The 10001-nt window shown below is 58.9% G+C and carries 9 protein-coding genes, 1 tRNA gene, 1 rRNA gene and 1 pseudogene; 8 read left to right on the forward strand and 4 right to left on the reverse strand.

What is annotated here, in order from left to right:
* Positions 1-20: 20 nt before the first annotated feature.
* A tRNA-Arg gene (locus FS777_RS10635) sits at positions 21-97 on the reverse strand.
* Between the two features lie 270 nt (positions 98-367).
* Between FS777_RS10635 and folD the strand changes: the two genes are divergently transcribed.
* The 4 genes from folD to FS777_RS10655 all read left to right on the forward strand — a co-directional run bounded on the left by folD (position 368) and on the right by FS777_RS10655 (position 4579).
* Positions 368-1225: a bifunctional methylenetetrahydrofolate dehydrogenase/methenyltetrahydrofolate cyclohydrolase FolD gene (gene folD / locus FS777_RS10640; RefSeq protein ID WP_058603777.1), complete on the forward strand. Its 858-nt coding sequence runs from the start codon at positions 368-370 to the stop codon at positions 1223-1225.
* A 610-nt stretch (positions 1226-1835) separates the two neighbouring features.
* Complete coding sequence (locus FS777_RS10645) at positions 1836-3146, forward strand: C4-dicarboxylate transporter DctA (protein WP_058603776.1); 1311 nt, start codon at positions 1836-1838, stop codon at positions 3144-3146.
* Positions 3147-3190: 44 nt separating this feature from the next.
* Positions 3191-3895: a FadR/GntR family transcriptional regulator gene (locus FS777_RS10650; RefSeq protein WP_058637419.1), complete on the forward strand. Its 705-nt coding sequence runs from the start codon at positions 3191-3193 to the stop codon at positions 3893-3895.
* 15 nt (positions 3896-3910) lie between these two features.
* Positions 3911-4579 (forward strand): GntR family transcriptional regulator, encoded by a 669-nt coding sequence (locus FS777_RS10655; protein WP_058637420.1) that lies wholly within the window; start codon positions 3911-3913, stop codon positions 4577-4579.
* Positions 4580-4616: 37 nt separating this feature from the next.
* Here FS777_RS10655 and FS777_RS10660 read toward each other — a convergent pair whose 3' ends face one another.
* Positions 4617-5045 carry a PACE efflux transporter gene (locus FS777_RS10660; RefSeq protein WP_058603773.1) on the reverse strand — a complete coding sequence of 143 codons (429 nt, stop codon included), beginning with the start codon at positions 5043-5045 and terminating at the stop codon, positions 4617-4619.
* 99 nt (positions 5046-5144) lie between these two features.
* On the opposite strand from FS777_RS10660, the gene FS777_RS10665 reads away from it, so the two are divergent.
* The 4 genes and pseudogenes from FS777_RS10665 (at position 5145) to FS777_RS10675 (ending at position 8979) form a co-directional block, all read left to right on the forward strand.
* Positions 5145-6023, forward strand: coding sequence for a LysR family transcriptional regulator (locus tag FS777_RS10665; RefSeq protein WP_058637421.1), 879 nt, complete (start codon positions 5145-5147; stop codon positions 6021-6023).
* A gap of 140 nt (positions 6024-6163) precedes the next feature.
* A pseudogene (locus FS777_RS21895) lies at positions 6164-7195 on the forward strand (cache domain-containing protein); the annotation flags it as partial.
* Positions 7196-7309: 114 nt separating this feature from the next.
* Positions 7310-8050, forward strand: a complete 741-nt coding sequence (locus tag FS777_RS21900) for a methyl-accepting chemotaxis protein (protein ID WP_371259668.1) — start codon at positions 7310-7312, stop codon at positions 8048-8050.
* A 143-nt stretch (positions 8051-8193) separates the two neighbouring features.
* Positions 8194-8979 carry a sulfite exporter TauE/SafE family protein gene (locus tag FS777_RS10675; RefSeq protein ID WP_058603770.1) on the forward strand — a complete coding sequence of 262 codons (786 nt, stop codon included), beginning with the start codon at positions 8194-8196 and terminating at the stop codon, positions 8977-8979.
* Here the strand turns inward: FS777_RS10675 and FS777_RS10680 are convergent.
* Positions 8961-9515: a histidine phosphatase family protein gene (locus tag FS777_RS10680; RefSeq protein WP_078478801.1), complete on the reverse strand. Its 555-nt coding sequence runs from the start codon at positions 9513-9515 to the stop codon at positions 8961-8963. The two genes, FS777_RS10675 and FS777_RS10680, sit on opposite strands and share 19 nt — an antisense overlap.
* A 227-nt stretch (positions 9516-9742) precedes the next feature.
* Positions 9743-9858, reverse strand: a 5S ribosomal RNA gene (gene rrf, locus FS777_RS10685).
* Between the last annotated feature and the right edge of the window lie 143 nt (positions 9859-10001).

Genomic DNA, 10001 nt, shown 5'->3' on the forward strand with positions numbered 1-10001 from the left:
GCTTGCCAAAGCTGCCTAAGTGGCGCACCCGGCAGGACTCGAACCTGCGACCATCCGCTTAGAAGGCGGATGCTCTATCCAGCTGAGCTACGGGCGCTTAAGCTTGAAGCCTAACCGAACAAGACACTGACAGCTCACTGCCAAACGACTCATTCTGCCCGACTTCGCCAACCAGTGCTAGGCTGTGCCCGACAAGTGCGGCGAATCTTATAGCCGACCCCTGGGGTCGTCAACAACTTTCTAAAAAAAATTTAAATTATTGAAGGGGTTAGGGCATTTGCCCGACCGCCCGCCTTTGCCCTCCAGCCATGTCGTGCGAGAATACGCGTTCTTTATTGTTCCCCTTCCGATGGTTAATCACGCGTCTATGACTGCACAACTAATCGATGGCAAGGCGATTGCCGCCAAGCTGCGCCAGCAAATCGCTCAACGTGTCGCGCAGCGGCGCCAGGAGGGCCTGCGCACGCCGGGCCTGGCAGTGATTCTGGTCGGCACCGACCCTGCCTCCCAGGTCTACGTCTCGCACAAGCGCAAGGATTGCGAAGAAGTAGGCTTCCTGTCGCAGGCCTTCGACCTGCCTAGCCACACCACGCAAGAAGCGCTTACTGAACTGATCGATCGCCTCAATGACGACCCGTCCATTGACGGCATCCTGCTCCAACTGCCGCTGCCCGCGCACCTCGACGCGTCGTTGCTGCTCGAGCGCATCCGCCCGGACAAGGATGTGGACGGCTTCCACCCCTATAACGTCGGTCGCCTCGCACAGCGCATCCCGCTGCTGCGCCCCTGCACACCCAAGGGCATCATGACCCTGCTCCAGAGCACCGGGCAGGACCTGTACGGCATGAATGCCGTGATCGTCGGGGCCTCGAACATAGTTGGACGGCCAATGGCGCTGGAGTTGTTGCTCAGCGGCTGTACGATCACCGTGTGCCATCGCTTCACCCAGGACCTGGCAGGGCATGTCGGGCGCGCGGACCTGGTGGTCGTTGCCGCCGGCAAGCCTGGGTTGGTCAAGGGTGAATGGATCAAGGAAGGTGCCATCGTCATCGACGTCGGTATCAACCGTCAGGAGGATGGCAAGCTGGTGGGCGATGTCGTCTACGAAACCGCCCTTCCCCGTGCTGGCTGGATCACTCCGGTGCCAGGCGGCGTAGGGCCGATGACCCGCGCCTGCCTGTTGGAAAACACCTTGTATGCGGCCGAAACGCTTCACGGCGATTGAGGCAAGCGAGCATGGCGGCCCTGCCGTCATTGCTTGAGCGACGGGCGGTTATCTACCGCCCCATCCTCATCCAGGCGAATTCGATTATTGGCCAGCCTGCCCGCCCTGCCGCTGCGTTTAGTCACCGCTAATCGCGCACCTCTGATATCGAACGCCAGACTCCTCTCGGCTCCACCTGCCAGCGCGTGACAATTGGCACTACATGGGTCAGCTAACAATCCATTGCCCCATTGGGTTTCCAATAAACACAGATGCCCTAAACCCGCGGGCCTGCGCAAGCCTCATCACATCCCCTTGGGGTCTGTATCTAAAACGCTTTCGCGTTGAATGCCGCCCTCCATGGCAAGCTTATTGCTGCCTGTAGCATGTTGCCTGAGCGCTAGGCCCTCTGATGGGTGAGCTGACACTTACTGCACTCCAACAGAGCATTGAGCGTTTACATGCACCATGACTGGTCAGACCGGTAAGGCCAAAAAAGCTTGCACTGCGCCGAAAATAGGCGTTTTATGGCCAAGCGCTGAACAAACCGGTAAGACCACAATAATTAAGTCCTGCGCTCATTCGCCCCGTGCGGCCAACGAAGCAAGGACACCGACCTGAGATCACTCCCATGCTCAAATGGTGCTCGCGTTCGATCTTCCTTCAAGTCGTGCTGGGCCTGGCCCTTGGCGTTGCCTGCGGCCTGAGTTTCCCCGACCTTTCCTTGCAGCTCAAACCCCTCGGCGATGGCTTCATCAAGCTGATCAAGATGCTGATCGGCCTGATCGTCTTTTGCGTAGTGGTCAGCGGCATTTCCGGTGCCGGTGACCTGAAGAAGGTCGGTCGCATCGGCCTCAAATCGGTCATCTATTTCGAAGTGCTGACCACGCTGGCGCTGGTCATCGGCCTGGTGTTCGCGTTCACCAGTGGTATCGGTAGCGGCGCCAACATCCACCTCGACCAGTTGTCCGGCGCTGATGCCAACAGCCTGGCCGAGCGTGGTCAGCATATCCATGGCGCCACAGCGTTCTTTATGGACCTGATCCCCACTTCGGTGGTAGGTGCCTTTGCTGACAACAACATCCTGCAGGTACTGTTGTTCTCGGTACTGTTCGGCAGCGCGCTCAACCTGGTGGGCGATTCGGCTGCGGGCATTTCGCGGCTGATCAACGAGCTTAGCCATGTGATCTTCCGCATCATGGGCATGATCGTGCGTCTGGCGCCCATTGGCGTGTTCGGCGCCATCGCCTTCACGACCAGCAAGTACGGCCTGGAGTCGCTCCAGCATCTGGGCGGCCTGGTGGCGTTGTTCTACCTCACCTGCGCAGGGTTCGTGCTGATCGTGCTGGGTACCGTCATGCGTTTGTCGGGGCTGAAATTGCTGCCCCTGATCAAGTATTTGCGCGAAGAGCTGACCATCGTCCTGGGTACGGCTTCTTCCGATGCCGTGCTACCGCAGATCATGCGCAAGCTCGAACACCTGGGCATCGGCAGCTCAACGGTCGGGCTGGTGATTCCAACCGGCTATTCCTTTAACCTTGATGGTTTCTCCATCTACCTGACCTTGGCCATTGTCTTCATCGCCAATGCCACCGGTACGCCCCTGGCGATGACAGACCTGCTGACGATCTTGCTGGTTTCACTGGTCACGTCCAAGGGCGCGCATGGGATTCCAGGCTCGGCGCTGGTGATACTTGCCGCGACACTGACTGCAGTCCCTGCGATCCCGGTGGTGGGCTTGGTACTGGTACTCGCTGTGGATTGGTTCATGGGCATCGGGCGCGCGTTGACCAACCTGATCGGCAATTGCGTTGCCACCGTGGCCATCGCCCGCTGGGAAAAAGACATCGACCTGGAGCGCGCTCAGAACGTGCTCGACGGCAAGCCTGGCTTTGCGCACAACCCGCGTAAGCAGCCTGCAGCCCACCAACAGGAATTCTGAAAGAAAAGGGCCGGCTCGCATGCCGGCCCCTGAAGGAGCGAAACGTGATCAGCTCATCAACCGTCGTCAACGCTGTGGTGGAAAAGCTGCGTCAAGCCCTCGCCCGTGGCCAATGGCGCAGTGGCGACATGCTCCCTGGCCAGCGAGAATTGGCCGAACAATTGGGCATCAGCCGCCCGAGCCTGCGTGAGGCCGTCATCGTGCTCGAGACCCTTGGGCTGGTGCGCGCTTTGCCAGGCAAAGGTGTGCTGGTGCTGGATGCCGATACAGCTACCTCGGCTTCGGCGCCCACTGCCAGTGCACAGGCCAGCCTCGCCGATGTGCTTGAACTGCGCTATACCCTCGAACCCTTCATCGTCGGACTGGTGGCCCAGTCGGCCAACAGCCAGGACATCGGCCAGTTACGGTTGACCTTGATGGACATGCGTGAAGCCCTTGAGGCCGATGACAGCGAAGCGGGCATGAACGCTTACATTGCATTCCACCAGGCGCTGTTTGCCCTGACCACCAACCCCATTTTCCAGAGCGTCGTACAGCAAACGGGCATTGCCCTGAAGCAAAGCGCGGACATGCTGCGCAATTCACCCGAGCACCTGGCTGCCCGTCTCAAGGAAAACGAAGCCGTGGTGCGGGCGATTCGTGAGCGCAATAGCACCCAGGCCAGCACCCAGATGCGGCAACACATTCTCGCCGAGGGTTTGCGCATGGGCATTGCGCTCAATGTGCCGGACGAACATCGGCACCCATAATCCAGGAGAGCAATCATGAAGGGTGCACATCACCTGCCCGACCTGCTTGCAGCCGGTGAGACCCGGCTTTGCGCCGAACAGATCTACCCACGGTTGTTCGATGCCATTCTGGAGCAACGCCTGCCGCCTGGCACTTTGCTGCCAGAGCAAGCGCTGGGCCAGGCATTTGGCGTGAGCCGTACGGTCATCCGCCGAGTGCTAGGCCGCTTGAGCGACCAGCAGGTAGTGGTACAACGCCCAAGCCATACGGCTCATCTGGTTGCGCCCGATCCGCATCAGGCACGCCAGGTACTGAGCGCGCGCCGGCTTGCCGAAACCACGCTGATAACCCTGGCCGTCGAACGCGCCCGCCCCGAGCAACTCAAGCAGCTGCGCCAATTGGTCGAGCGTGAACGCGTGCATCATGAAAAGGGCGAACGCTGCGCCGCTATACGACTGGGTGGTGAGTTTCACCTGAAACTGGCCCAGGTGGCGGACAATGCTCCGTTGTCGCGCTTTCTCAATGGGTTGGTGCCCATGACGTCCCTTATCATCGCGCGATACGAGTCACCGTGCTGTGACCATTGCGCCTGGCAAGAACATGCAGCGCTGATTGAGGCACTCGAGCGAGGCGATGCACAGTCCGCCCTCGCCCTGATGAACGAGCACCTTGACCGGCTTGAAGCCAAGCTTCGACTGGACTGAGCCAGGTGATTTCAGCGAACCTGCTGACAGCAGCGCCTCAAGTTGCTGCCATTGCCGAACTGGGCAGGCCGAACATTTTGTCGAAAGCCCAGTTGTAGGCAAAGGTATAGCAAGGCACCAGCACGATGAATGCCATGTCCACCAGCAGCGCATCGAGCAGGCTCATGTCCAACCACCACGCGATCAGCGGAATCAGGTAGATCACGAGGGTCAGCTGAAACCCTACTGCGTGCACTACGCGCCGAGCCACGCTGCGCCCTCGTGTGGCTTGCCGGCTTTCCCAATATTCAAACAGCGTGTTGTAGACCAGGTTCCAGATCATGGCGATGGTGGTGATCATCACCGCGAGCGGCCCCGTGTGAGAAGCCTGGGTGTCGGACAGGTAGGCAAGACCCAAGGTGGACATGCACAGGCCGATCAACTCGTAAAACGTCACATAAACCAGTTTGCGCTTCAAACCCTGCACTGCATCGACCTCATCTAAATAGCTTGGGCCGGGTATAGTGCGTCATTACATCTGACAACAAAAGTCAGCAGCTTTCAGCCTGACTGACAGGAGAAGCGTGTGTCATTTACCAGTGAAACTATCCAGGTTTTTCTCACCGTGCTGGACAAAGGCTCATTCTCTGCCGCCGCGCGCAGCCTGCAGCGCGTGCCCTCGGCGGTCAGCATGGCAATCGGCAACCTGGAGGCCGAGCTGGGCTACAGCCTGTTCCAGCGCGGAGCTCGCGATGTTCGACCCACAGTCCAAGCCCTTGCGCTTGAGCCCCATGCGCGGCTGATTGCCGAGCAGCTGGGTTTGCTGCAAGTGCATGCCGTAGAGCTCTCCGAGGGCCTGGAAAGCAACCTGACCCTGGCGGTGGTGCCGGACGTCGATCAGCAGCTGCTAATAGCGGCCATTGCCGAGCTCGGCCAACGTTATCCATTGCTCGAAGTCGCGATACTGAGTGCGCCGCAAGAACAAGCGCTGGATTTGCTGGACAGCGGTCGGGCCGACCTGTGCGTGGCATTTGCAGGTCTTCACGTCGACCCGCAACGCGGGTTTCAGCTGATTGGCGTCGAGTCTCTGGTGGCGACCCTTGCTCCTCATCATCCGGCCGCACGGTCTGGTGTAATCCAGAACCTCGAAGACCTTACAGGCGTGCGGCAGATCCTGGTACGCAGCCGCGACCTGCCGTTGACCGACCCGCGCATGGTCATTGGTGCCACCCATTGGACGACCGACAGCTTCGATTTCGCCTTGCAGATGGTCGAGGCAGGCCTGGGCTGGGGTGATCTGCCGCTGTCCAGGGTCGCGCCGCTGCTGGACGCAGGCCGCCTGAAACGTTTGGCCTTCCAGAACACGCGCAACGAGCTGCAACTCCCGGTGCATGTGTTCTGGCGTAAGCAGCAACCGCTGCTCAAGGCTGCCAGGATGCTGGTCGAGCGGCTGGCCTTGAGGTGATCGCCGCTTGTCGAAAGCTGTGAGAAATTTCCGTAGGCGTATCAACCTTTTACCCGCCACGCCGATACCCCTTTGGACAGGGCTGACAGCGCACCACACCCGCGCTGTGCCCTCCCGTTAATGGCTCAAGGTCTCGAAACATGAACCTGAAATTTCGCCACAAGATTCTGCTCAGCGCCAGCGGCGTAGTGGTATTGGCATTCGCCTTGTTCACGCTGTACAACGATTACCTGCAACGCAATACGATCCGGCAGAACATCGAGGCATCGGTGGAACAATCCGGCGCATTGACCGCCAGCAGCGTGCAGAACTGGATGAGCGGGCGCATTCTTGTACTGGAAAACCTGGCGCAAGACATCGCCCAGCTCGGAACGGGGGATACCCTCGCTGGCCTGGTGGATCAGCCTTCCTATACGCGCAACTTCCTCTTCACCTACATGGGCCAGGCCAACGGGCTATTCACGCAGCGCCCGGATGCGCAAATGCCTGCAGACTATGATCCACGCAAACGCCCTTGGTACAGCGCAGCTGCCAACGCCGGCCAGACCTTGCTGACGCCGCCCTATCAAGCGGCTGTGGGTGGCCTGGTGGTGACGGTAGCCATCCCGGTCAAAAGCCGGTCAAACGGCGAGCTGCTCGGTGTAGTGGGCGGCGACGTCAGCCTCGATACACTGGTCGAAATCATCAACAGTGTCGACTTTGGCGGCATAGGCCACGCCTTCCTCGCCGACAGCGATGGCCAGGTGATCGTCAGTCCTGACAAAGATCAGGTCATGAAAAACCTCAAGGACATCTACCCTGGCACCAACCTGCGCGTTACACCCGGTATGCAGGACGTCGTGCTCAATGGCCAGGAACGCTTGATCTCATTTGCGCCAGTAGCCGGCCTGCCCTCGGCCAAGTGGTACATCGGTCTTTCGATCGACAAGGACAAGGCTTATGCAGCCCTGAGCCAGTTCCGTACTTCGGCACTGATCGCCATGCTCATCGCGGTCGCTGCCATCGCAGGCCTGCTTGGCTTGCTGATTCCGGTGCTGATGCGCCCCTTGACCACCATGGGACGCGCCATGCGTGACATCGCCGAAGGCGAAGGTGACCTGACCCGCCGCCTGGCGGTGCAGAATCAGGATGAGTTCGGTGAGTTGGCTACCTCTTTCAACCGCTTCGTTGAACGTATCCATGCCTCCATCAGCGAGGTGTCCTCGGCCACACGGCTGGTCCACGACCTGTCTGAAAAAGTCGTCAGCGCTTCCAATGCCTCCATCAACGGTTCTGAAGAACAAAGCATGCGCACCAACAGCGTGGCGGCAGCGATCAATGAACTGGGTGCCGCGACCCAGGAAATCGCGCGTAACGCAGCCGATGCATCGCAGCATGCGAGCGGCGCCAGTGAGCAGGCCCACGATGGACGTGCCGTGGTGGAGGAAGCGATCAGCGCCATGACCTCGCTGTCGCAGCGCATCAGCGAATCGTGTGCACAAATCGAAACGCTGAACGCCAGCACCGACGAAATTGGCAAGATCCTGGATGTGATCAAGGGCATTTCTCAGCAAACCAACTTGTTGGCCTTGAACGCGGCCATCGAAGCCGCTCGCGCTGGTGAGGCCGGCCGTGGCTTTGCCGTTGTGGCTGATGAAGTGCGAAATCTTGCCCACCGTACGCAGGAGTCAGCCGAGGAAATCCATCGAATGATCACCGGCCTGCAGGTCGGCTCACGCGAAGCGGTGCATACGATGAACACCAGCCAGGTTTCCAGTGAGCAAACCGTTCAGGTAGCCAACCAGGCTGGTGAACGTCTTGCCAGCGTGACTCAGCGCATTGGCGAAATCGACGGCATGAATCAGTCGGTGGCCACCGCCACCGAAGAGCAGACTGCCGTGGTGGAAAGCCTCAACCTGGATATCACCCAGATCAATGCGTTGAACCAGCAGGGTGTGGAGAATCTCAACGAAACGCTGCGCCATTGTGATCAATTGGCCCAGCAAGCCGGCCGGTTGAAGCAGCTGGTGGGCAGTTTCCGGATCTGATTGTTTAACGTTGTATGGGGGCAGTGCCATGATGCGGGCTGCCCCCAGTTATAACCTAATAACGAACAAGTCTATTTGGCTATAAAAAAATCTATATGCTGGCTGCATCCGATAACGGGCAAAGCTGGGCAGTCGAGTAGCGTATGGATGTAGGTTCTTTCGGTTTTACCATTGCAGGATTGGTCGTAGGGTTCATCGTTGGCATGACAGGTGTAGGCGGTGGCTCGCTGATGACGCCAATCCTGCTGTGGTTCGGGATCAACCCAGCAACGGCAGTGGGTACCGACTTGCTCTATGCGGCGATCACCAAGGCCAGCGGCGTATGGGTACATGCGCGTAACAAGAACATCGATTGGAAGATCACGGGGCTCCTCAGCCTGGGGAGCGTTCCCGCGGCTGCACTGACGCTGTGGTTCCTCAGTACGCTGCACACCGACACCACGGCCGTAAACGCGATCATCAAGCAGGGCCTAGCCGTTGTATTGATCCTCACAGCCTTGGCTATCTTGTTCAAATCGCGGTTGCAGGCATTCGCTAGCCGCCACGCCGGTGACCATTACCATCTGAGCGATCGTAGCCTCAATACCCTGACTGTCCTGACCGGCGTCGTATTGGGTGTCATGGTAACGCTCACCTCCATCGGCGCTGGCGCACTGGGCACCGTCGCCCTCTTCCTGCTCTACCCTTTCCTGATCACACGTCGCCTGGTTGGCACCGAGATAGCTCATGCCGTCCCGCTCACGTTGGTGGCTGGGCTGGGTCATGCGGGCATGGGTAACATGGACTGGTCATTGCTCGGCTACCTGCTGCTTGGATCACTGCCGGGTATCTACCTGGGTAGCCACCTGACCGGGCGCATATCGGACCGCGTGCTGCGCCCGTGCTTGGCCGCGATGCTACTGTTGATTGGCTATAAGCTGGCGTTCTGAGGGCAGTTGATCCTCAACCGCCACTGGCCGCTGAAGCTCAATTCGATGCGTGACAATGGCAGGACATCGATGCGTTGGGCTGCCACCATTGGGCAGCCCAGCACCTGTACCAATACTGCACGCATGACCATTGGGTGAGTGACAGCGAACCATTCACCCGGCAGCTCAAAATCCTTCAGCCAAACGCTCATACGATGGCAGAGCGCTTGAAAAGACTCCCCTCCATGCACCTCGCTCGCGGGGTTCTCCAGCCAGTCGGCCAAGGCTGACGGCTGCTCGGCTTGTACGCGCTTTAACGCCAGCCCTTGCCATCGCCCCATGTTGCAATCCGCCAATCCTGACGCAATCGTTGCATCGCCCAAGGCCAGGGCGGTTTGCTGAGCGCGCTGTTCCGGCGCTGTCAGGATCTGAAATGTACCGTGCGGTACGCAGCGGCGGGGTACGGACACCAGCGGCTCTTCCGGTTCAGGGAAATACCCACGCTTTTGAGCCAGCGTTAGTCCATGGCAGATCATCGTCAGGCGAGTGGCTTTCACCTTTTGGGCCTCGAGGGTAGGAATGAATTCAGTTAGCTCCGAAGGCGATCATCCTAGTGACCTCGTCCGGAGCGGTATAGCCTACGCAGGATGATTCATTAATCACACACAGTTGTTGTTTTTCAACGCCCTGCTCACAGGCAGATGGAGAAGCAACGTTGAGACTTTTTGCAGCCCAAAGACAAAACCCCTACCTGCATACGCAGATAGGGGTTTTGCGAAATGAATCTTGACGATGACCTACTCTCACATGGGGAAACCCCACACTACCATCGGCGATGCATCGTTTCACTACTGAGTTCGGGATGGGATCAGGTGGTTCCAATGCTCTATGGTCGTCAAGAAATTCTGTAGCCAGAATGTCCTGTTGGACAGCCCAGCGAATCCGGATATGTGATGTTTGTGATGTGTTGCGAACTTTCGGTTCATGTCATCTTCACCACCGCAATCTGCAGAAGCAAATTGCTTGGGTGTTATATGGTCAAG

The sequence above is a fragment of the Pseudomonas sp. DE0157 genome, assembly GCF_007678615.1.
Lineage (GTDB): Bacteria > Pseudomonadota > Gammaproteobacteria > Pseudomonadales > Pseudomonadaceae > Aquipseudomonas > Aquipseudomonas parafulva_B.